We start from the raw sequence: 21,552 nt of genomic DNA, 5'->3' as shown, positions 1-21,552 counted from the left end.
AGGCCGACGGTGGACGACGGCCACGGACGTGGTGCAGGCTGACCAGCCGGGAAAGGGAGACCACAGATCAGCCCGCCCGCCACGGCGCCACCTGCCCGGCTACACCGGACAGGGACAGGACCACGCATGACAAAGGCTGACAACGGTCATTGGCGAAGGCCGCGGGGGAGTTGGGAACGATAGCCGGGCCAACGCGCCAGCAGCCGTCGGGCCCGGGTGGAGGTGGTGCTGCGGGCGGTGGATGTGGTGTGACCAAGGGCGGTCCCGAGGGTCTCCCAGGTCATTTCAGCGCGGCGGCCGGCATCCAGCAGGACCAGCTCGCAGTAGTCCAGGGTCTCGCGGGCGTCGGAGAGCAGGGCCAGGGCCGCGTGAATGTCGTCGGCGAGCGGAGCGGTATCGACGGTCGTCGAGGCGACCGTGGCCACCATCGCGATCGCTTCCGCGGAGGGGACTGGACTGCTGCCACTCCAACCGATCCAGTAGCGATGGGTCAACAACCAGCGACACCGATCACGCGCATCCAGATCAACCACAAGGAGTCATTTTGCCTCCATGTCCACAACCAGGTAGGCAGAGGGACTACGCCACAATCTGATACTCCGGCACGACGGATCGTCGATATCGCGCTCGCAGTGCGGGGTATGGAGACTCATTCTGTAGCGACGCGGGCGCGAAATTCTGCGGTGGCGCGGAACGGAATGTTGAGCGAGCTGGGCGCGATGCGCTTCCCATCGAGGGTCAGGTACCAGCATCGCTCGCGCTTGTCTTAGGCGGCGCCGCTGTCACGGATCCGATAGAGCGGGGGAGAGGTCGGACGGCGAGCAGTCGAACGAGCCAGGCGGGCAGTGGCGTGATCGGCCGGTCGTGCTCGATGAGGTAGCGACCGGTCGTTGTACGGGAGCCGGGGGCGAGCAGGTATCCGCCGCTGCGTCGGCCGGGACCGCGGGTGTCGATGCCGGGGCCCAAGAGTGTGCGCCCACCGGACGTCGACGCGATCGGCCGGCCGGCGGCCGCGAAGTACACATGTAATCCGCCGCGCGGGGTGCGAACGGTGAACGTGTCCGGCCAGCGGGCGCCGTGCGCGGCGCAGGCCGCGGCGAATCCGGCGATCCCGTCCGGCTCGCCGGGATGACGGTCGAGGTCGAGAACGACGATGTCGGAGGCACGGCACCCGACCCCCAACGCGGTGCCGGCTGATGCCAGCTGGGCGACCTGGCCTGGGTCGGTGGTGCAGTGGCGCTGCCAGCCGGGAGCCGGTTGGCGACTGCCCGGGGCCAGTGGGAAGAGAGCCAGGCCCCGGGCAGCCGCAGCCAGCGCAGCGTCTACGCCGCTTCCGATTCGCACACGCACTCCCCGTACGGATCGTCGGAGCCGCCAGCGCCGCATTCCGGACAGCCGTCGTCGGTACTACAGAAGCAGGAGTAGTAGTCGGGCCCGGCGCCGCATTCTGGACAGCCGCCGGCATCCTCGAACGCGGGGTGCCGGGTCCCCTCGTAGATCCGCAGGGCGCCGCTGGTCTCGGGACGGTCGCCCCACGGCAGGCCGGGCAGCTCCAGCACGCTGGTGAACTGCTCGCCGCAGGCGTCGTCGCATTGGTAAGTGTCTTCCCAGGTGGTCTCGGAGAACGGTGAGCCTGGGTACCGGTCGACGTGGATCAGCCGGCCAGGACAGCCTCCGGCCGCTTCTGCCTGGGACGTGCAGGGCGCGCCGTGGCTACACGGGCCCGAGCAGCGGCATGGCCGCGCCGCAGCGACCGGCCGCCATGTCGCCTCAACGCGGGCGCGAAGTTCCGGCGCCGCGTCGATGGGGAGCACTCGCCAGCCCAGCTCGTCGACCATTACGTCGGACTCGTCGGGGTACGGGGCCAGTAGCTGCGGGTCGAGACCGGTCACGCCTGGGGTGGTGGTCGTCTGGTCAGCCAGGGCGCGGGCAGCTACCGAGTATGGCTCGCCGGTGGCACCCGCTCGGGCGCGGACAGCGGCTTTGCGGGCCTTGTCGCTGGTCATCGTCGTTCTCCGCGGCGGGATGTCCCACGCTCATCCCGCTCGGGGTCGATGACGAGGGGGAGATCACGCGAGTCGTGGACCCTTGTCCTCGTCGCCTCGTGCAGCGCGGCGTGGACGCGCAGGAGCGGTGAGGCTCGGAGCAGGCCAGCGTGACGGCCGTCCCTTATCGTAGGCGACCTCTACGACACTTCCTCGTCTTTCCCGCCGATGGGTGATTCGGGTGTGCATTCGTTAAGGGGCTGGACTGGGCCAGTGGCGTGGGTGCGGACCTCGCGGATCAGCTGGCTTAGCTCGTCGAGCAGGCTGTGCTTCGTCGTCTCCGAGACAATCCTGGTGGCGATGACCGTGTCCGCTATGTGGCGGATGAGGTCGTCCCACTGGTTGGCGGAGATCAGGTCCCGGCAGGTCGCGCACACCGCCCACGGCTCGTTCACGCAGATGACGGAAAGGGGCATCCGGATCTCCCCAGCGACCGGCAGCAGGCCCACGGCCGGATCCGCGTTGCAGAAGTCGCACCGCTGCCGCACCGACCAGTCGATGTCGTCGACCGGCAAGGGCATGTGGTCGCGGTCCTCGACCTGGCCGGGCGCGTGTATCCAGATCTCCGCGCCGAGCAGCTGGAACATGACCAGCGGCCGGGAACAGATAAGGCAGATCTTGCGAGGCATGACCGATCACCTGCTCGAACGTGGCGGAGGGGGAGGCCCGCCGCGGCAGCGCAGATGGCCGTGGAATCTGCTGACCCTGCCGGGCGGGTTGACCGATCGGAGGCCACGGGAGTTGCGGGCCGGCCAGCCCGTCAGCCCCGAAGGGGTCGGCCGAAGGCCGAGGCTTGCCGGCCCACGGCTTCCGTGGCACTTTTCCCATCACCCGCCCGGCGGGGTCAGCGCCACGCCACCACGCGCGTGTGTCCGACCGGACTTCGTGGTCTCCGGTATGGCGGGAGACGTGCCATGAGCGATCTGGTCGCTGAAACGGGTTGCGGGGAAGGACGACAGGGGGACGCGAGCGGGGGTGGTGACGGTGACGAACGAGCGGGCAAGGCGCCGACGCGCCGCGCGGGATGCCGCGTACCGCGCCGCGCTGGGACTACCCTCCGACGGCCCGCTGCCGGCGAGCCTAGGCACCGTGGGCGGATCCCGCGGGGGCCACGGCAGCCGCATCAACCAGACGACCACCGGCCGGTCAGCACCATGGCGACACCCGACCCGGTCGGGTCGCCGCCGGCGGCGGGCGGCCACGCAAGGAAGGTGACCATGATGAGCAGTGGAAAAGGCTCCGCACGAAGCACCTCAGCCGCTCGGCCAGCGCCGATGACGGCGAAGGCGGCGGCGCGGGTGCAGTCGACAGCAGCACGCATGCCAGCAAGCCGGTCAGCCCGCACCGGCTTCGCCCCACGTGCGCAGTCCGCAGCCGCGCGCCGGTCGGGCCGGACCGGATCACGGTAGGCCCGGCGAACCGGTAGCTCTACTTATGGGCGTGAGGTGGCCGCCGTACGTCTGTTCGAGGTGGACCCAGCGGATCCGCCCGCCACCCAATAGAGAACATGTGTTCGATTTTCTGGCAAGCTCAAGGTGAGCTGTACACCGTGCCTGACGCCCCTAGCCCGGAACCCGCCGCCGGCTGGCGGGTGGCGGTGACGTGGGACGGAACGACCATCTACATCGCCACGGGTGGTCCCGACGGGGAGGACTGGGCGCTCACGGCTGCGCACCAGGCCCGGATTTGGACGTCTCGGTCGGAGGCCTCGCGGGTGGCGTGGGCGTACCGCCGAGCGCAGGCATGGCGTCCGCAGTGCACCGCGATACGCGTCGAACCAGCGGAGAAATCCTGAGAATGGCCAGGCGGCGCCGTGGGGCCCCGGCCACAGTGACGTTCAGTTCACCGCCACGATGAAATCACTGTCGCGCGGCGGTCAGGATCGCCGAGAGCCACTGATCATCAATTTCAAGATCGAGAATGGCGCGGGTTCGTCAACGACGTTGACTATCTTCATGTAGGGGACGAGGGACGGCGGTCAAGACGAAGCCTAAGCTGCGCGGTCAGCGCCGCCGACCTTGCTGTCGACAGAGATCATTGAGGGCGAGTCGGACCGTCACGAGATCTCCGTCCACAGCGACGACTGCGCCGGGGCAGCGGTGGCCTTCGTCGTCGCCGACGGTGAGATCAGTCCCAACGGTGGGCGGCGGTCCGGACCATCCGAAGTCGCTGTTGGCGAAGGCGGTCGTGGTCGCAGCGCCCTCGCTGACCTTGATGTCGTGGAGATCAACCCACAGGTAACTCACGTAGCCCCTTCCTGTCCACGCTCAGTTCGGCGGCCTACTCGGCCTCTCTGCGGCGGGCAGCCCACTCGCCACGAGTGATCGTGTAGACGTTGTTCGCGCGCCATGGTCCTACGTCGGCGACCTCCTGGAAGGTCATCCCGAGCTTGCGGGCGATCGCGTTCATCCCGGCGTTCTGCGGATGGGTGACGGTGATCAGTCTGTCGACGTCGAGGGTGTCGAATCCGAAGTCGAGCGACGCGGTGATGGCCTCCGTACCGAGGCCTTGCCGCCACCGGTCCCGGCGCAGCGAGACGGCGACCTCGACGCCAGGCCAACCTTCGCCGTAGAAGGTTCCGGCTCTGCCGAGGAACTCGCCTGTTGCCCGGTCCTCGACCGCCCACATGCCATGACCGCGGCGGGCCCACAGTGCCCGCGCGCGTTGGACCAGCCGGATCGTGTCATCGAGTCCGCAGATGCCGTCGAGGTAGAGCATCGTCTCTGGGTCGGCGTTCATCGCCGCGTACGGTTCGATGTCCTGGTCGCGCCATCCGCGGAGGATGAGCCGATCGGTGACGACCGTCGGGATCTGCGGGGTGGTCACTGTGTGATCGCCGGCCGCGGACGTTCGGCGAGCTGCGCCCGGAGGCTGCGGACGGCGGGCAGCTGCGCGTACCGGTCCAGGCGCCGGTCGACATCGACGATCTTGTTCAGGACGGAGAAGGTTGGGGTCATGTCGACCGCGCTCAGGACCTGCTGCGCGAGGACGGCAGCGGCCTCGGGCTCGGGGTGGGGCCGAAGCAGCAGCGCCCAGGAGAGGTTGAGCGCAGCGTTTCCCCGATCCTCGAACCCGCCGCCCGTCCGTTCGTAGGCCTCGACAGAGGCGCGGGCCAGGGGCTCGGCCGCGTGACCATCTCCGAGGAGAGCGAGTGTCCGTGCGGTGGTCTGGTCTGCGTGCGTGGGTCCGAACGGGGACGCTCCAGGGATTGGCGGGCTGACGCTGACGTGCTTGGTCATCAGCGTGAGCGCGGCTCGCGCTGCAGACTCGTCACCGAGCGCGACGTGGGCCCGTACCTCGTAAGAGGCGAGACGTCCGGCGACGTAGGGGTCCGCGCCGGACGCCGTGAAGCCGCGGCGGGCGAAGTTCGCCGCCTTCTTGTACTGGTGGCCGTAGAAGGCGAGCGTGGAGAGCATCTCGAAGACCGAGCCGGTGAGCACCGGGTCGTCGATCTCTTGGGCGTGCTCCGCCGCGAGGTGGATGAACCTTCGTGACGCGGTGCGGTTCCCGGTGTTGAACGCTAGCCGGCCCAGGTAGTAGGCGGAGAACGCGGCGACTCTGGTGAGCTGGGCCTGCGCTCGTGGTCGGGGGCCGGCTTCCAGGAGCGTCTCGGCGTGTCGCCAGGTCTTCGCGATCTCGGGCGCGAGCTGGTCATGCGGGGTCGTGGTGAACCGCTCAGCGTAGTCGGCGAGCTCGTCGTCGAGCTCCTCGAGCGTCAGCGGGTCAAGGCTGTTCCCCGCATGCCGCCGGTAGGCCTCAACTGCCAGGACACTCGTCGCGCCGAACTCGAAAAACGTCCTCCTGTTCGTTCCGCTCACCTCCTCGTCCACCGGTGCGGGCCGCGTCCGGGAGATGGCCGCGTTGGCCGCGTTGGCCGCGTTGGCGGCTCTTCGGGCCTTCTGCGCCGCGCGGACCCGTTCACCAAGATCGGTGAGCTCCGTGCCAGTCCCGAACTCGCGGTCGTAGGACTGTAGAACCTCGCGGGTGGGCAACCGCCCCCGGTTGCGGATGGCATAGACGTTGTTCTTGTCGTGCATGGTGCGGAGCTCCAGCTGGATGCCCGACAGGCCGTGTGCCTCCTGAAGCTCGATGAAGCGTGTGGCCAGGGCCTCCTTCAGCACTTCGACCCCGTCAGCGTCCACCAGTCTCCCTCTCGTCCTCGGCGCGCCGTGGGTGGGAAAAAATTTCCCACCCACGAAAAGGAAGTTCCCACCCTTCCACAGTCACGTCACGCCCTGTGTCATGAGTCGTGCACAGCGGGACACCACTGGCCACCCGCCCGGACCTGCAGAGGAGCGCGCGTGCCCCACAGATGCGCCGGCCGGGTCCGGCTCGCTGGAGGTTCCCGCTGGGGCCACCCGCCCCACCGCGACCGGCGGTTGCCGCCCTGCTGCGGTCCGGTGGTGAACGGGACGGGATGGCCGGGTGGGAAGGAAGCTGTCTCTCCGCCGAGTAGCGCCTTCCCACCCGCAGCCCCAGGAATCTGGTTGCCAGGGAACCGGAAATTCCGGCGTCGGCGACGCCAAACATTCGCCAAGGATCTTTCCGCTATTCATGGAGTAGATGTGATCATCGACGCCGCCGCCAACCGGCCGGACCCGAGAAAGGCGGGTCCGCATGCCGCGCATATCGCGGGCATGCTCGACGGGCACGCGCAGTTCACCGCGCCGTGGTCCGCCGCTGGCAGTGATGGACTCGGACAATCTCATGTGGCGGGCCGCGATGCTCAGGTCTGAAGCGGTGGAGTCGCGACCCGCGCCCGGTTGGGCCGCCGGAACGTCACCGGTAGATCAGAGGCGCGCGCAGGTTGAATGCGCCCGGATTCTCGACGACGCCGGTATCAGGCCCGGTGACCATGTCGTCAATCTCGGCGACGAGACCGCGCTGCTCACGCTTGAGGCGCTACGTCGGGTCGGCTCGTCCGGCAGCGTGTCGACGGTCACGCCGGTGGTGCCCCCGATCCGGCAGGCGCGGCCGATACCTGACGGAGGTACGGCCCGATGGATCGGTACGGATCCGTCCATCTTGGACATTCCCTCTGCGTCGGCGCAGGTGGTTGTAGGCAGTGGGGTGTTCGCATACTGGTCGCCGTTGCGTGGCCTCATGACCGAGGCCGCGCGGGTCCTCCAGGTGGGCGGGCGCCTTTCCATCTGCGAGCCGCTCCACGCGGAACGACATATGGACATTGGCTGGCAGGGCATCAGCCGTTCCGAGGTTCACTTCGTCCACGCTGCTGTCGCGAACTCGATCCCCGCGCTGCGCGCTGCGCACCTCTTCAGCGAACGCGGGATCGTTCTCTCCGGTCAGCTCGTAGGCCTGGATGCGGGTCTTCCCCGATTCGACTCGGTGACAACGGATCTCAGAGACGCCGATTCCGTAAAGGCCTACTTACTGAGACCGGTCACGCCTGGTGGCCTGTCCACAGAGGCGATGATGAGAAAAGTGATCAGAGATCAAAGTCTGATCAGCAGATACGAGCATGCGCTGTTCCTCGGCGCGGAACAGAGCGGTGTGCGCATCACCGAGCGGGTGATGCACTTGACCGCCGTACGCCGGGTGCTTTCTCCGTAGTTACGACAGAACCTTCCCACGAGCCCGCCGGGCCCGCGCCGTCAAAGAACGGCTCGGGTTCGGCGGTTCCATCCACAACCTGCGAAGGAAACCGTGTCCCTACCCCCCACCGCCGCGCCCGTCCTTCCCGCGCTGGAATGGCGACGACCGTCCCAGGTCAACCCCGCAGTGCCCGACATCATCGAGGTCGCCCTTGATGGGCCCCGCGTTCTGATCCGGTCGAGTCTGGGCCAGGCGGTACGGAACTCACCTGGTGCATTCAGCGACTTCGTGAGCGCGGCGAAGCGCGGGGAGTACGACGACATGCTCCCCTCGGCGTCATGACCTCCAACGGGTCGGTCGTCTCGGCTGCAGCACTGCGCGCGGTGATGGTCGACCGCGTTCTCGCTGTTGCGGCGGTGTCCACGACGGTCGAGGCGGCGATGCGCGCGGTTCCGCGCGAGCGGTTCGTGTCCGGCGTCGCCTTCGAGGAGGTGTATGGCGACGGCGCCTTCGGCGGCTACGGCGTCGGGCGGTGGGCATCCGTACCAGCCGCGGTCGCGGTGATGCTCGACCAGCTCGCGGTCGAGCCCGGTTCCCGCGTTCTGGAGATCGGCTCTCCTGACGGATACAGCACGGCGTTGCTGTCCGTGCTGGCCGGTAGGACCGGCAAGGTCGTGACGACAGATGTCGACGCCCTGAAAATCAGCAGGAATGCCGCAGGACTCAACGATCCCCGCTTCCTCAACGTCGAGCTGGTAGGTGGGGACATCGCGGGGCGGCTACGCATGCCCTACGACCGAGTGCTTCTCCACGCTCCGACGGACATCCACCCGGAGCTGGTTAGCGAAGTCGCAGAGGGAGGACGACTCGTCCTCCCTCTGCGGCTGCGTGGCTTGGACAGGGCGGTGGCCTTCGTGCGCGACGGCGGTCTGCTCGTCTCGGACTCGATACGTCCGTTCCCTGGACGGTCTCAGAGCCCTCGGCGCACTGCGACGTTTCTGTCCGCCGGGGTGCGGCTGGACGCCGCGGGCCAGGACGTAGACGCCGGCGCGCTGCGGGACGCCATCATCGGGCAGCGACACCTGGTACGCACCGGTGTGACACTGCCCGCCAGCTTGCTCCCCCATCTGGATCTGACGCTGGCCGTCGTCCGGCCACTCTATGGCCGGTTGTACGTCGAGCCGGTCAGCGACCAGCAGACTCCGATGACCCGGCCCTGCCCTGACGGCGTGTCAGCGGTGTGGAAGCGCGGCACCCTCGCCTTCCTCGACATCGAGCCCATCGAAGACAGCGCCGTAGAGGTCCGGGTTGCCGCCTACGGCCCGGATCGACACGAGGTCGCGGACCTGCTCGGCTACGACATCCAGATGTGGGACGCGCACCGCCGCGAGGGCCCCGACCCGACGATCAGGGTCTACCCGCCCTCCACCGCCTGCGGCAGTCCGCTGCCGGGACGGCAGATCACCGCACCGTACAACCAGTTCATGATCGCCTGGGATTGATCCCCCGTCCCCCTCGATGCCGACAACCAGGAAGGCGCGGCATGAGCACCTCCACCTCCGGCCTCACCACCATGGCGGGGTGGGGAGTCGTGACACTTGACAGCCGTGACCGTGCGGTCCGTGCGGTCGTCGGCTTCGCGGCCCCCCAGCTCGCCGACGAATGGGCGCGCACCCAACCCGGAATCGACGCCAGGGTGCTGCCCACAGAGTGGACCGGCGAGAGCGACTGGGCGGTCGTCGCACTGGACTCGGCCGACCGGCCCACGCAGATCATCGCCGAGTTCGGGTGCCAGCAGGAGGCCGACCGACACGCACGCTCTCTGCAATTGTCCGGCTACACCGTGGTCCCCATCGACCACCCGACCCCTCCCTCGGGCCGGCGCTCCACGGCAGCTCCAGCAGTAACGGCGGCCCCCAGGGCCACGGCGCCACCCGAGAAGCGAGGGAGTTGCGCTCCCCCCAGGTCTTCGTGATCGGCGAATCACAACGACCCCCCTTGTTCACGGATCAAGGAGGATCTATCCGGTTTAAGGTGCGGGGGTGACGAGTGAGAACGACGTCGCCGGAATCGTGGCTCGGATCGGCCAGATCAAGGTGGACGACCCGCGGGAGATCGCCCGCGTGGGTGAGGATGCGGCAGCGGCCCTCGTCGCGGCGGGGGCGCAGCCCCCGTTCACGGTGACCTCGGTGGACAGCACCGACCGGTGGCTAATCTTCGCCCGGCAGTACTGGGCGCTGCGCCTGCGTGCCAACCCCAGCATCACCATCGCAGCTGCTTGCGGGGCCTGGCTGGGCAGCCACATCGAGCAGCCCGACCATCGTCACGAGATCACCCAGGCGTGGGCGCTCGAATTCGGCACCCGTACCCGGGACACGGTCGACTCGCCCCAAGACCTGGCCGTCGCCACCCAACAGATCATGAAGGACGTCGACGACCCGCACGCGCATCTCTTCGCGACGCTCTTCCACGCGAGCAAGCTACGAGCGAACCTCTGGTTCGACGAGCTGCACCAGTTCCTCCAGTCGCCTTTCGCGACTCACGACCACGACAGCGGCCCCCTGGTCCTAGCCCTTCGCGCGTACGGCGCGTTCGGTAGCCGACGACTGACGACCGAATACGCCACCGGTCTTCTCCGCCAGGCGTGGATCGCCCCGTCCCGGCTAGTCACGGACGTCTGTCTGGACGCACTGTCAGTCGCCCCGCCGTTTCCCGGTCAGCGTGAGCTGCTGCGGGCCCATGCGGCCGAGGCCTCGGCCACCTTCCCCGACGATCCCGATATCCGCCGTCGTCTGGCGACCGGGCAACGTATGTGCGGCGATTTCGAGGCCGCACTGTCGACCATCGACGCCGCGCTGCGACTTCTCCCGGTCGACAACACGGATCCCGTCACCAGGCGATGCCAGCGGGAACGCGAACTGATTCAGGCCGGGCAGTTGCACGCCACCCTGATGGCCCGCATCCAGCGGGACAGCGACGAGCTGGAGGCACAACGTCTCCGCGTCCAGCGGAGGCTGGTCAACCCGACCTCGGCCATGCTCCCGCTTTGGCCGCTTGCCGTCGTCACGGTCGTGCTCCTCATCGCCGCCAGCCGCATGACGATTGTCGGCGCGCCGGACCTACGCAGCCGCGTCGAGCTGGAGCTCACGCTCGGGGCGGGACTCCTGCTCTTCAGCGCCATTCCAACGCTGATCCTCTTGATCTGCAGGCACAGGTGCGTGCCCGGTTGGTGGCTGCGGCACGCCGACGGCTCGGACCACTTCACGGATGGGAGACGGACAGGACAAGGTCGGTCAGAGCCGGGCCAGCCCTGATCGGAGCCGTGTGACTACGTCAGGATCGGTGGACCAGTCGACGGGAAGATCGCTCGGCCAGATAAGGGGCGGCTGACGCCGGCGGTCCCCCGCTCGGAAAGGTCCGGCGAGATCGGGCTGCCTGCGCGGCAGAACGGATCCCCCGTGCCCGCCTCCAGCTGCTGTTCCAGGGGATCCGTTTCCGGCACGGCTGGTCACGCGGTGCGTACCCGTAGGCGGACCTGCCGCTTCAAGGCTCGGCGTTCGTCTTCGCTCAGCCCTCCCCACACACCGGAGTCCTGACCTGTATCCAGGGCCCAGTTCAGACAGTCACTGGTGACGGAGCACCGCCTGCAGACGGCCTTCGCTTCCTCGACTTGCCGCTCGGCCGGACCGGTCGTTCCGATCGGAAAGAAGAGCTCTGGGTCCTCGTCACGGCAAAGGCTTCGGTGTCGCCAGTCCATTGCGTCTGCACTCCCGGGGTCGCGGGGCAGATCCTGCGCTCGGATCCGCATCGATGTTCACAGGATCCCCGTCACCACAAGATCATGCAATACCATGATGAAATTCTATGAAGATCTTCTGATGGGATGGCCTGGCAGGAGGAACACCCTCGCCTACCTGCTGCACATGCGCGACCCGGCAGACCCGCGGTGACGGCGATGGCAGACTGCCCAACGTGGATCGGACACAGTCAGAGGACGCCAGCCCCACCGTGCGCCGGCGCCGACTCGGCGCCGAGCTACGCCGGCTCCGAGAGGCCGCGGGCATCACTCCCGATGAGGCACGCACCCGCCTTGGGTGCTCCCCATCGAAGATCTCCCGGATCGAGTTGGGGCGTAGCCCCACCACGCCCCGGGACGTCACCGACCTGCTCGAGCTCTACCAGGTCACCGACCCGGGCACGGTCACCGCGCTCACCGCCCTGGCGCGGCAGTCCAACGAACGCGGCTGGTGGCAGTCCTGGGGAGATCTCCTCCCCGACTGGTTCGGTGGATACATCGGTCTGGAGACCGAGGCCAGTGCCATCAGCGCCTACGAGACCCAGCTCGTCCCCGGCCTGCTACAGACCCCGGGCTACGCCGCGGCGGTCCTCGCCGCAGGGATTCCCCGGCGTTCGGAGAGCGACGTCGCCCGCCAGGTGCAGCTGCGCACGCAGCGACAGCGGCTACTCACCCGGGACACGCCCCCCAACGTGTGGGCCGTCCTCGACGAAGCCGTGCTCCGTCGGCCCATCGGCGGCACCGATGTGCTGCGCGCGCAGCTCCTGCACCTCGCCGATCAGGCCCAGCTGCCGGCCCTCACCCTGCAGGTCCTGCCGTTCGACGCCGGCGCGCACCCGGCGCTGGGAACCGGATTCACGATCCTGCGGTTCGACGCCGGTGCCGGCGACGAAGACGTGGTGTACATCGAGGCACTCGACAGCGCGATCTACGTCGAACGACCCGCAGACGTCCGCCGATATGTCGCCCGCATGGACCTCATCCGAGCCATTGCCCTACGACCGCAGCAGTCCCTCGAAATGATCAGGAAGGTAGCTGATGACCTCGGCTGAACCAGGGCCAGTCTGGATCAAGAGCAGCCACTCGAACTCCTCCGGAGGCAACTGCGTCGAGGTCCGCCTCGGCGTGACGGTCTCGGTTCGTGACTCGAAAGATCCTTCCGGGCCGATCCTCACGTTCACCTCCCAGGGATGGGACGCGTTCCTGCGCGGCGCCGTCGATGGCGAGTTCGATCTCCCTAGAGAAGTGTAGGTTTCCATGCCCAGGCCGACATGCGGCGGTATAGAATTTCTCCTTTGACAATCTCGCTGCCGTGGCACTCAGCCCCGACGACTCGACGAGCCTGATCGCCAGCCTGGCAACGAAGGGCAAGGAGTGAGAGGGTGCAGACCGTGCAGCAGGTAGATGTCTCCCTGGCAGCGTGGCGCAAGAGCAGCCACAGTGGCGGCAACGGCCAGTGCGTTGAGGTCGCCTTCCTGGACGCTGGAAATGTCGCTGTGCGCGACTCCAAGAATCAGAACGGACCCGTTTTGATATTCACTCCGAGTGAATGGGACGCGTTTATCGGCGGCGCAAAGGACGGCGAGTTCGAGCGGCCGTAGGGAGCTGTAGCTTCCCCGATGATCACGATCTTGTGTGGAGGCAGTGTTCGTGCTGGAGGAGTCGACCCAGAGGGTCTGGGGCCCTCGGCAGCTCGTTCAGAGCATGGCCGGAGACATTGCCCTCCTACCGCTAGAGCCGGCTCTCGCGCCGGAGGCTTCCAGCACGTCATCCGCCAGTGCCGGCACCGGCAGCTCGCCATTCAGCCGGTCGACACCCAAGGCGTAGCCGATCCGGATGTGGGTGAGCAGCGCCGGTTCGGCGGCGAGGAGTGACGTATGACCACGGGGAGGCCGGTGCTGGCCGTCGTCAGCGGCCCTCCAGGAACGGGCAAGACCACCCTCGCCCGCGCGCTCGCCACGGCCGTCGGTTGCCCGGTGGTGATCCGCGACGAGATCAAGTAGGGGATGGTCCTGGCCAGCCCCGGCTACCAGGCTGGCGGCGATGACCCGCTCAACGTCCCCGCGCTCCACGTCTTCTTCGGTGTCCTGGAGACCCTGGCGAAGGCGGGTGTGATGGTCGTGGCCGAGGCTGCGTTCCAGGACCGGCTCTCGAGCCCCGCCTGGAACCGCTCACCGCCCACGCCGACGTGCGGATCATCCGCGCTACCGTCGATCCGGCCGTGGCGTACCAGCAGATCGCCACCCGCGCCGGGCTCGACCCCCATCGCGCCGCCCACGGCGACCAGGTCCTCCTCGACGACATCGCCGCGGGCCGTCTACGCCCTGGACGCCTTCGCCGACATCCGCCTGGACCTCCCCTGCCTCACGGTCGACACCCGCGATGGCTACCGCCCCGGGCTGGAGGCGATCATCGCTTTCCTCACCCAGCTCGCCTGACGCGGGCCATCCGGCGAAGCCGACCGGGGGAACAGGCCAGTGATGTCGGGGGCGCTCGGGGCCCTGAAAGTCAGCCCGCTGCACGACAGTCTCAGGTGGTCAGAACAGGGTGTCGCGGACGCGCACCGGCCGATGGCCAGTGGGCCCGACCTGCGATCCGGATCTCCCCGGAGAACCCTGGTGGTGCTGACAGGATCGAAGAGCTGAAGCTACGAAGATCGGCGTCATCTTCCTGCCAGCCACTCCATGCACGGAGCGGCCGCTCGCCTCGCCACCGTGCCGCCGCCATGGCACAGGGGTCACTGCCTCGATCCCGTCAGCAGCCATGACGCTAGCGAGCAAACAGCCGTGGACGAAGAGTAATGAACCACCTTGTCCCGATAAGGACGCCCTGGCATGTTTATGCCAGCATCTGGGTGTCGGGTCGGGTGACGTCAGTTTCCGCTTGATCTGGTCATCCGGTAGCTGTGCTCCTGAAGCCCGGAAAGATCAATTGGGATGGGCGCGGTCGGCGGGCCCCATCCGTTCCGTGCCGTCGGGGGTGTGCACGCCCGGCCGATGGGCCGGGCTGGCCTGCGCAAGGATAGGCCGGGTGAGAGATCGCCCCCGTGCGGCCAGGTCGCGGGACTGATCGGAAAGATCCACCGAGATCTGACTGGTGGGGAGGTAGCCGGCTCTCGCCGCCGCGGCACCGAGCTGAAAGCGGGTGACCACGCCGAACCGGTTGCACAGCTCAGCAACGTCACGCTTCACCGTGCGGTCGGAGACCCGCAGCTCCCGCGCGGCGCGGACGTCGTCGAATCCGCGGTCGAGCAGGAGCAGCAGTGCTCGTTGTCGCCGGGCTGTCGCGGGTTCGTCGGGAGCCGGCCGTGGCTGTCGGGTGGTGACAGCCTGTTCGGTCCGTGTGACCATGTCCGTGACAGCGCGCACCAGGGTAGGTGCTACTACGACGAGGCCGCCTTCGTCGAGATCGTCGTCACGGACGGGAACCAGGGCGGCGGTCGCATCCCACACGATGGTGCGCATGGGCACCGCCGGCGCGATTCCGATGCTTCCGATGGGCGGCAGGCGCCGCTGGGCCTGCCGCCGATGCGCTGACGCCAGTGCGATCGACGTCCACACGCTGCTGATGCGCACCCCTCGCGCTACGGCGACCTTCAGAAGATCGGGAACGTTGCCGCCGAGGCCGGGCGGAGGAGGACCGCTCTGAAGGAATCGAACGGACTCCGTCGCCTGTTCGGTGAGTTCTGACATCCGATGGAAGATTTCATCTCGCGCGAGAACCTGAACACCGGAGCTGGTATCAGCGCGCCGCCGCCCAGCGATATAATCCCCGAACAGCCCAGAGCGGTAGAGGCGTGCTCTCTCCTCGTCCATCTTCGCTCGCTCGGCGCTGAGCGCTGCCTCTTTTTCCGCATGGTGCGCTTGTAGAATCTTTACCGGATCCTGCGGCTCCCATCGGCGGCCGATCTGCCGAAGGAGGCCTCGACTCACAAGCCGTTGGATTTCCACCTCGACAATCGGTTCAGGACGACCAAGCCACTCCGCCAGCATGTCCGTGTCACAGTAGGGGTGACGCGCTACCGTTCGCCACAGCTCATCAGAGAACTCGTCTAGCTCCTCGAATCCGAGCTCGGAGATTCTCACATCGCCCACCCCTGCCAATTTGTTGATCAGCAAAGGGACGGTAACGCATGCACACGAGCTCTATCGAGGTCGATGAGACGTAGAACACAGAAACAAAAACTTATCATCTACTAAGGCCGGCAAGCCCGCTCCAGACTATCAACTTCTACACACCTGTAGACGTCATGTCCACCTGATGATCAATTACAGGCGGCCGGCTTGCGGTCGCCCGGGCGGCTCCTGCCTGCAGGTTTCCGACACTGGAGAGGGTCGCTCGCTTGCTCTGCGAGCCGGAGGGCTTCGTATGAAGCCTCGCCTGAGGTGGCGTGAAGCCTCAGCGGTCCGGAGCGAGGCTTCACGTAGAGCGTTGCAGGCGCGGCAGAGTATTTTTTTCGGCTCTTCCGGCAGTCGGACTCAGGGGTCCCAATCGAACCTTCGAGGGCAGCAAGGCCGCATTCTTCGACCTCATCCTTCGCGAGCGGTTAATGATCGCGGGATCAGGACGTGTAGGCTTCGTCCGCCATTATCGTTGCTATACCCGGACCGGAACGGCCGCACGTCAGCTGTCGGCTGGTGGCTGGGGGGTCTTCTTAGGTGTACGTCGACTGGCGGTTGCCTGTTCGGTCTGCGCGCGGGCCGCGTCCCGTTCGGTCTCCGCCCGGACTGCCCGGTCGCGCGCATCCTGAAGCTGCCTGCGGAGCTCCGTGAGTTCTGCCTGCGCGGCGATCTGTTGGGCCTGATGGCTTTCGGCAGCCGCAGTGGCACGGGTGGCGGCTTCCTGCGCTGTTTCCAGGCGGGTGGTCGCTGCCGCTCGCTCATCGTCGATTTGAGCGCGCAGACGGTCCAGGTCGGCGGTGAGCCGGTCACGGTCAGTGGTAGTGGCAGTCAACTCGGAACGTAGGCCGCGGAGGGTGTCCTCGGCCTGCCGGCGGGCCTCGACTTCTGTGTCCGCACGTTCCATCGCTGTCGCGGCGAGGGCCCGGTCGGCTTCGGCCTGCTGTTGCGCTTGGCTGGCTTGGGTGCGGGCCGCGTCGCGCTCGGCGACGGCACGGGCAGCGGTTGCTGTCTCGGCTCGCCAGGACTTCTCCGCTGCCGAGGCCCGTTCCTCGGCAGCAGTCTGCGCCGCTTGGGCAGCCTCTGCGACGGCCGCGGCCCGGGCTGCCTCAGCTCGCGCTGTGGCCCGGTCCTCTGCTGCCTGTTCGGCGAGAGTCTGTGCTGTCGACGCTTCCGAGAGGGCACCATCTCGTTCCACGAATGCGCGATCCCGTTCGGCCAGCGCGGCGTCGCGGGCAGTCATGGCGTTGCGGGCGTCCGCGAGGGCAGCATCTCGCGCGTCCTGAGCAGTCTGGGCGTTGTCCTCCGCTCGGGAGGCAGCGGTCTCTGCGGTCTGGGCTCGCTGATCGGCGTCGGCGGCCGCGGCCCGCGCGGCCGAGGCCGCCTGGTCCGCCGCCTCGGCGGATGCCCGTGCGGCTTGAGAGTCAGCTAGGGCGGTGTCCCGCTCGGCGTGTGCGGCAGACACGGAGCGGTCCCGGTCGGCGAACGCTTGCGCGACCTGCTCAGCCGCGGTGCGACGCACCTCCTCCACCTCGGCCGCTGCGGCTGCTACCCGGGCTGCCGCCGCAGCTTCGGCCCGGGATATCGCGGTCTGTACGCCGGTGGGGGTGAGTTCGGCGGCCAACCCGTCGGCGATGCGATCGACGTACACCTGAAGCTTCTCGGCGATCTCCTCGGCCGCGACGACGTCTGCGCCGATTCCGCCGCCGGCCCGGCGGGCGGCACGAGCGCGTTTTGCCTCCTCTTGGCAGGTCCGACCCGTCGAGACCGGATCGCAGTACCGGCGTCTGCGACCGGCGCCGGACAGCCTCTGGGGCACGTCGCGGTTGCACCACTGGCAAGGCAACGTCGGAACAGCAGCTTCTTCGGGCGATGAAGGAGCGGAGGAGTCACCGGGCTCGGCAGCAGTGAGAGGAAGTTCGGTCACACGATCACCATACCCTAAAACTGGATTTCCGGAAACAGAAATCCGATTTTATGGCCGGTAGGCGTCGGGGGGAGCAGCGAGCTGTTGCAGGATTCGGCGAGCGGCCGCGGCGTCTCCGCGGGCGCGGTGGTTGGCGCCGAGGGGAAGCCAGCGGCCGATCCGTAGCCAGGTCGACTGCGCTTCCATCAGGCAGTCCCATTGCTCGGCCGAGGGCAGCCGACCGGCGTCGAGACCAGCGTGGGCGTGGGTCGCGGCGATCCGTGCGCGGTCGAAGGAAGCGTTGTAAGCGAGAATGCGTCGGCCCGCGAGCGTGCTGAGGACCTCGTCAGCGATGTCAGCCCACCGAGGCGCGTCCGCCAGCGCTTCGTCAGTGATGCCGTGGACGGCGCGGGCGCCGGCTGCCACCGGAACGCCATCTGGATGGACCAGAGTGTCCACGAGGACCGCTCCGGTCGCTGCGTCAAGAACCGCGATCTCGACGACGATTCCGTCGAGATCGGTCGTCTCGGTATCGATCACGACAGCGGCCCCGGGGGACAGGTCAGCGCGGGCGCGGCGGATGACGTCGCCAACCGCTGTCGACAAGACGATGTGCTCGGCGTGTTTCGAAGCACCGCGGTGGGCGGCGAGCGCGTCGACGACCTCGGCCCTGGTGGGGTGGCCATCGTGACGCTGCTCCCAGTCGATCTCCCACCTGTCGGTGGGGTTGTCGAAGTGGGGCCACACCTCGACGCTCCAGGCCACGGCGAGCTGGGCACAGAACGCTCGGACGGTGTCGGCGCGGGCCGCGGGCAGCCGGGTGTACTCCCTCAGCGGTGAGGCCTCCCCGGCGCGCACCGCACGCACGGCCTCCCAGTCCACCCCTTGAGTGCGCAGGGCGTCTTCTAGGCCACCGATTGCGTACAGCGGGATATCGACCGTCTTGCGGACTCCAACCTCTCGGGTGACATGTCGAACCGGTGCCACCCAGCCGGCTGCGACCACATAGTCGAAGTCCCGGCGGCGGATCTCCATGTGCAGTGCGGCCTGCTCGGGACCGAGCACCTGCCCGCGGCGAACCTGCTCGAGGGCGTCCTCGTCGTCGGTGAGGCGCGCGATGTCGATGCGGGCCCACCGGCCGAATCGCCCCGGGCTGATGCCATGGTCAGCCGCAACGCGAGGTAGATCCCGCGGGTGGCAGCCCAGCCATGCGGCGGTGTCCTCACTGGTCATCGAGCCAGCCAGCCATGCCTGCCGATCGGCGACGGTGCTCGTGACGAGGGCGATCCCTTCGGCGGTGGTCCCAAGCCGGCGGACGGCGGCGGTGTCGTAGAGCGGCCACTTCTTGTAGAAGGCGACCTCAGCGACTTGCCCCTGCTCGATTAGCAGACGTAGGTCGTCGTCGGTCACCTCCAGCCCGGTGAGTTCAGCCAGCAGCTCGGCGCATCGTCGCGCTCCCAGTGGCTGCGGGGGGATCTGTTCGCGCAGCCATTCACCGCGGGAGGCCAGGTCGTCGGCGAGTGCCCTGCTCCAGTACTCGCCGCAGTCGGGGTCGGGGATCACCGCATGCTCGCGGCCGCGTCGCCAGTCGGCGTACTCCAGCCGGAGCAGCGCGATCAGCTCGTCCCCAGTGAGCAGTGCCTCCTCGTCCAACGTGCTCGCCAGCGCATCCCGGCTCTCGACCAAGGCGTCCACGGTGGCGGCTCTCCAGCGTGGCGACTTCAGGTCATACGGGGGCAGCAGACCGAGCGCGACTGCCTTCCCGACCTGAATGACGGTCCAGCCGAGAGCCTCGGCGAGCTGCGCGTGATCGTGCGCGGTCGTCCGGCGGTTACCCGGAGCGGTCTCAGTCATGGAGCGGTTCCCCCGATCGTGGCGAAATTGAGGCGGAAAGCCGCCGGCCTGAACGATCAACGTAGACCGCCACGAACCTCGATCCGGCGTCCTGGGCGACCGTCAGAAATAGGGCGGTCACGGTGGGAGGTAGGTGTGGGGGAGCTCGACCGGGTGCGGTAACGAGTCGAGATCATCAGGTGGGACAAGCACAGCGCCGAGCCGGTCCATCAGCAGGTCAATCGCCGTGATGGGCTCGACGGAACTGTGGTCGTCGCTGGCTTCGCCAGGTAGGTCTGGTGCGGGGAGCTGACCAGAGCTGGTCGTTGCTGGCACGTAGCCGAGGTAGGCCCACCATTTCCGTCGTTCGGCCGCGAATCGTTCATGCCGTGCCGCGAGTCGCGAGCCGAGATCAAGATCGTCACGGACGGCCAGGAGTGCTCGACGGCCTCGGCGCCATCCGCCGACTACTCGGCGCGCGAGACCGTGGTCAGCGAGATGGTTGAGCGCGCGGTACAAGGCCGCACGCGACACTCCTGCGGCCGTTTGGAGGCCACGAGCCATGACCGAGCCTTCAGCAGGTAGAGCCTGGTAGACGAAGTGGGCGGGGAGACCGAGACCGTCGGCCGAGAAGACCGGGTCGACGGCAGGGATACGACCTCTCGGCCATGGTCTGACTGTGACCGCCTCGACGAGTGCTGTGGGGATTCTCAGCTGGTAGAGGTCTCCTCCCGGGCCACGGTCGTCTTCGAGAAGCTCGATGAAGGGGTCGGGTTCGGCGCGCAGGATCCGCAGGGCTCCGGCGACGGTCGTCGGGTCAACCCCCGCTCCGAGCGACAGTGAGCGTGTCCCATGTGCGACGTATCGGCTGCCGAGCTGCTGGGCCGCCGCTCCCATCGCTGCCAGGACGGCTCGGAGGGTGAGGCCTCGTTCCCCTGGGTATCGCTGGGCTGCGGAGAGCTGGACAGCGGACCACCACTGCCGGAGGTACCGGTACTCCTCGGCCGATCCGCGTGTGAGAGAGCCGGCTCCACCTGTAACTTTCTGTAACGCTCGAGGGTGCCCCCCCTGTGGGGTGTGCTCACTTGTGGGGTGATGAGAGACAAGCTCTCGCGATGCTGCGTTTCGCTGGGTGATCCAGACGCGAGCGTTCTCCACGTCTCGCTGCAGCGCGGTGCTCCAGTGGCTGCGGTAGCGGGCGTAGAGGGTGGCCAGCCCGGGCCACCCTCCGTCGGACAGCTGGGCCTGGATGTCGGGCGATGTCCAGCCTCGTGCCACGGCGGATGTGATGACCGCTTGGCGTGCCTCGCTGGGCGTTGCGTAGCGGGTGGTGTCGTACTCCGCCGTTCGGGCTATCTGTTCGTAGCGGTCGGACAGCGGCCGACGGGTAGTTGCTTGGGTCTGGGGCGCGGCGGAGTCGGGGACGACGGCGGGGAGTTCGTCGTGTGCGATCTGAGGTGCGAGACGGGCGCGTAGCCGGTCCCAGACCGCGTCGGGGTTCGGCCGCTGGACTGCATCGAGAGCTGCGGCCAGGGGTGAGCACAGAACCTGGTAGCCACCTAGGCGAGGATGCGCGGCGCCGGGAGGGCGGATGCATCCGGCGGCCAGGTTGCACATCGGGCTGATGTCCAGGCTGGGCAGCAAGAGGCGCAGAGCTCGGACGACTGGGCGAATCTCCTGCAGGTGGCGTGGGGTGGCCAGCGGAATGTAGATGTGGCGTCCACCGCTTGGTGACTCGTCCGCGAAGGCGCGTGCGCCGATCGCCGCGGCGAGTGCTGCGGCGGCCGCGCTGTCAGCGAGGACCTGGCGGCGGCCGCCGCTGGCCATGTCGAGGTCGAGGACGAGCGTCTTCGCGTAGCCGTCGTCGTCATAGGTACGGACGGCGGCTGCGGCGGAGGGTCTCCGTGGCGTCAGTGCCTGTTCGTAGCGGGCGAAGTAGCGGCCGCCACGGCTGATCCTCACTCGCGGCTGTCCTGCGATCGCCGGTGCGAAGGCACGCCAAAGCTCGTCGGGCTGACTACCGCCATTTCTGACGGTCGCCGACACCCCTTCAAGATCAACTATCTTCAGTTGGATGGATGCGTCGACGGGTTGCGATGCCGAATGCGTACGCCCAGCGCACGATGAGCCGGACACACCGGTTTCAGGCAGCACTTCACCCGCCGAAGGCGCGGGTGCTATCGTTACCTCCGGTCGTTAGAGACGACGGTCACGGGAGTCAGCCGCCAAGCAAGATCTCCCGGACCGTCGTTTTTTCGTTGTGCCTAGTTCTCTCCTTCGTCTTTGATCAGGTAGGGGATG

At 67.8% G+C, this 21,552-nt stretch carries 23 protein-coding genes; 11 read left to right on the top strand and 12 right to left on the bottom strand.

Annotated features, from left to right (window positions below; all coding sequences use genetic code 11):
* Nucleotides 1–146 precede the first annotated feature (146 nt).
* The 7 genes from AWX74_RS36345 to AWX74_RS36310 all read right to left on the bottom strand — a co-directional run bounded on the left by AWX74_RS36345 (nucleotide 147) and on the right by AWX74_RS36310 (nucleotide 6,187).
* Nucleotides 147–428, bottom strand: a complete 282-nt coding sequence (locus AWX74_RS36345) for a hypothetical protein (RefSeq protein WP_091286279.1) — start codon at nucleotides 426–428, stop codon at nucleotides 147–149.
* Between the two features lie 310 nt (nucleotides 429–738).
* Nucleotides 739–1,344, bottom strand: coding sequence for a bifunctional DNA primase/polymerase (locus AWX74_RS36340; RefSeq protein WP_165615942.1), 606 nt, complete (start codon nucleotides 1,342–1,344; stop codon nucleotides 739–741).
* Nucleotides 1,323–2,006, bottom strand: coding sequence for a hypothetical protein (locus tag AWX74_RS36335; protein ID WP_091286272.1), 684 nt, complete (start codon nucleotides 2,004–2,006; stop codon nucleotides 1,323–1,325). The genes AWX74_RS36340 and AWX74_RS36335 overlap by 22 nt, the downstream gene beginning before the upstream one ends.
* A gap of 179 nt (nucleotides 2,007–2,185) precedes the next feature.
* The gene (locus tag AWX74_RS36330; RefSeq protein ID WP_091286269.1) at nucleotides 2,186–2,674 is read right to left on the bottom strand and encodes a hypothetical protein; all 489 of its coding nucleotides are present in this window, start codon (nucleotides 2,672–2,674) and stop codon (nucleotides 2,186–2,188) included.
* Between the two features lie 494 nt (nucleotides 2,675–3,168).
* Complete coding sequence (locus tag AWX74_RS40455; RefSeq protein ID WP_193209968.1) at nucleotides 3,169–3,366, bottom strand: hypothetical protein; 198 nt, start codon at nucleotides 3,364–3,366, stop codon at nucleotides 3,169–3,171.
* A 959-nt stretch (nucleotides 3,367–4,325) separates the two neighbouring features.
* On the bottom strand, nucleotides 4,326–4,871 hold the full coding sequence (locus tag AWX74_RS36315) for a GNAT family N-acetyltransferase (RefSeq protein ID WP_091286260.1): 546 nt from the start codon (nucleotides 4,869–4,871) through the stop codon (nucleotides 4,326–4,328).
* Entirely contained in the window at nucleotides 4,868–6,187 is a 1,320-nt protein-coding gene (locus tag AWX74_RS36310; RefSeq protein WP_091286256.1) for an NsdA family TPR-like regulatory protein, read from the bottom strand. The genes AWX74_RS36315 and AWX74_RS36310 overlap by 4 nt, the downstream gene beginning before the upstream one ends.
* 423 nt (nucleotides 6,188–6,610) lie before the next feature.
* On the opposite strand from AWX74_RS36310, the gene AWX74_RS41015 reads away from it, so the two are divergent.
* The 6 genes from AWX74_RS41015 to AWX74_RS36285 all read left to right on the top strand — a co-directional run bounded on the left by AWX74_RS41015 (nucleotide 6,611) and on the right by AWX74_RS36285 (nucleotide 10,912).
* Nucleotides 6,611–6,781: a hypothetical protein gene (locus AWX74_RS41015; RefSeq protein WP_193209969.1), complete on the top strand. Its 171-nt coding sequence runs from the start codon at nucleotides 6,611–6,613 to the stop codon at nucleotides 6,779–6,781.
* A 4-nt stretch (nucleotides 6,782–6,785) separates the two neighbouring features.
* Entirely contained in the window at nucleotides 6,786–7,616 is an 831-nt protein-coding gene (locus AWX74_RS36305) for a methyltransferase domain-containing protein (RefSeq protein ID WP_207550490.1), read from the top strand.
* 93 nt (nucleotides 7,617–7,709) lie between these two features.
* Nucleotides 7,710–7,940, top strand: coding sequence for a DUF397 domain-containing protein (locus AWX74_RS36300; RefSeq protein WP_242666581.1), 231 nt, complete (start codon nucleotides 7,710–7,712; stop codon nucleotides 7,938–7,940).
* Nucleotides 7,937–9,100: a class I SAM-dependent methyltransferase gene (locus tag AWX74_RS36295; RefSeq protein WP_091286248.1), complete on the top strand. Its 1,164-nt coding sequence runs from the start codon at nucleotides 7,937–7,939 to the stop codon at nucleotides 9,098–9,100. Before AWX74_RS36300 ends, AWX74_RS36295 begins: the two co-directional genes overlap by 4 nt.
* 41 nt (nucleotides 9,101–9,141) lie before the next feature.
* A complete protein-coding gene (locus AWX74_RS36290) occupies nucleotides 9,142–9,573 on the top strand; it encodes a hypothetical protein (RefSeq protein ID WP_091286244.1) in 432 nt (143 codons plus the stop codon).
* A 67-nt stretch (nucleotides 9,574–9,640) separates the two neighbouring features.
* Nucleotides 9,641–10,912 (top strand): hypothetical protein, encoded by a 1,272-nt coding sequence (locus AWX74_RS36285; protein WP_091286240.1) that lies wholly within the window; start codon nucleotides 9,641–9,643, stop codon nucleotides 10,910–10,912.
* 194 nt (nucleotides 10,913–11,106) lie between these two features.
* On the opposite strand, the gene AWX74_RS36280 is transcribed toward AWX74_RS36285, so the two are convergent.
* Nucleotides 11,107–11,355: a WhiB family transcriptional regulator gene (locus AWX74_RS36280; RefSeq protein WP_091286237.1), complete on the bottom strand. Its 249-nt coding sequence runs from the start codon at nucleotides 11,353–11,355 to the stop codon at nucleotides 11,107–11,109.
* Between the two features lie 251 nt (nucleotides 11,356–11,606).
* On the opposite strand from AWX74_RS36280, the gene AWX74_RS36275 reads away from it, so the two are divergent.
* The 5 genes from AWX74_RS36275 (at nucleotide 11,607) to AWX74_RS36255 (ending at nucleotide 13,832) form a co-directional block, all read left to right on the top strand.
* Nucleotides 11,607–12,446, top strand: a complete 840-nt coding sequence (locus AWX74_RS36275) for a helix-turn-helix domain-containing protein (protein ID WP_091286233.1) — start codon at nucleotides 11,607–11,609, stop codon at nucleotides 12,444–12,446.
* Nucleotides 12,433–12,645 carry a DUF397 domain-containing protein gene (locus AWX74_RS36270; RefSeq protein ID WP_091286230.1) on the top strand — a complete coding sequence of 71 codons (213 nt, stop codon included), beginning with the start codon at nucleotides 12,433–12,435 and terminating at the stop codon, nucleotides 12,643–12,645. The genes AWX74_RS36275 and AWX74_RS36270 overlap by 14 nt, the downstream gene beginning before the upstream one ends.
* A 140-nt stretch (nucleotides 12,646–12,785) precedes the next feature.
* Nucleotides 12,786–12,995 carry a DUF397 domain-containing protein gene (locus AWX74_RS36265; RefSeq protein ID WP_091286284.1) on the top strand — a complete coding sequence of 70 codons (210 nt, stop codon included), beginning with the start codon at nucleotides 12,786–12,788 and terminating at the stop codon, nucleotides 12,993–12,995.
* A 276-nt stretch (nucleotides 12,996–13,271) separates the two neighbouring features.
* Complete coding sequence (locus AWX74_RS41010; RefSeq protein WP_207550489.1) at nucleotides 13,272–13,397, top strand: AAA family ATPase; 126 nt, start codon at nucleotides 13,272–13,274, stop codon at nucleotides 13,395–13,397.
* 3 nt (nucleotides 13,398–13,400) lie between these two features.
* Entirely contained in the window at nucleotides 13,401–13,832 is a 432-nt protein-coding gene (locus tag AWX74_RS36255; protein WP_207550488.1) for a hypothetical protein, read from the top strand.
* A gap of 489 nt (nucleotides 13,833–14,321) precedes the next feature.
* Here the strand turns inward: AWX74_RS36255 and AWX74_RS36250 are convergent, their stop codons facing one another.
* The 4 genes from AWX74_RS36250 to AWX74_RS36235 form a co-directional block, all read right to left on the bottom strand.
* Nucleotides 14,322–15,512 carry a hypothetical protein gene (locus AWX74_RS36250; protein WP_226933237.1) on the bottom strand — a complete coding sequence of 397 codons (1,191 nt, stop codon included), beginning with the start codon at nucleotides 15,510–15,512 and terminating at the stop codon, nucleotides 14,322–14,324.
* Between the two features lie 505 nt (nucleotides 15,513–16,017).
* Complete coding sequence (locus tag AWX74_RS36245) at nucleotides 16,018–17,439, bottom strand: hypothetical protein (RefSeq protein WP_131799633.1); 1,422 nt, start codon at nucleotides 17,437–17,439, stop codon at nucleotides 16,018–16,020.
* Between the two features lie 48 nt (nucleotides 17,440–17,487).
* A complete protein-coding gene (locus tag AWX74_RS36240) occupies nucleotides 17,488–19,272 on the bottom strand; it encodes a 3'-5' exonuclease (RefSeq protein ID WP_091286220.1) in 1,785 nt (594 codons plus the stop codon).
* Between the two features lie 117 nt (nucleotides 19,273–19,389).
* Entirely contained in the window at nucleotides 19,390–21,213 is a 1,824-nt protein-coding gene (locus AWX74_RS36235; protein ID WP_091286217.1) for a helix-turn-helix domain-containing protein, read from the bottom strand.
* Nucleotides 21,214–21,552: the final 339 nt, after the last annotated feature.

The sequence above is a fragment of the Parafrankia irregularis genome (assembly GCF_001536285.1).
Lineage (GTDB): Bacteria > Actinomycetota > Actinomycetes > Frankiales > Frankiaceae > Parafrankia > Parafrankia irregularis.
This window is presented reverse-complemented; position numbering and strand designations above follow the sequence as displayed.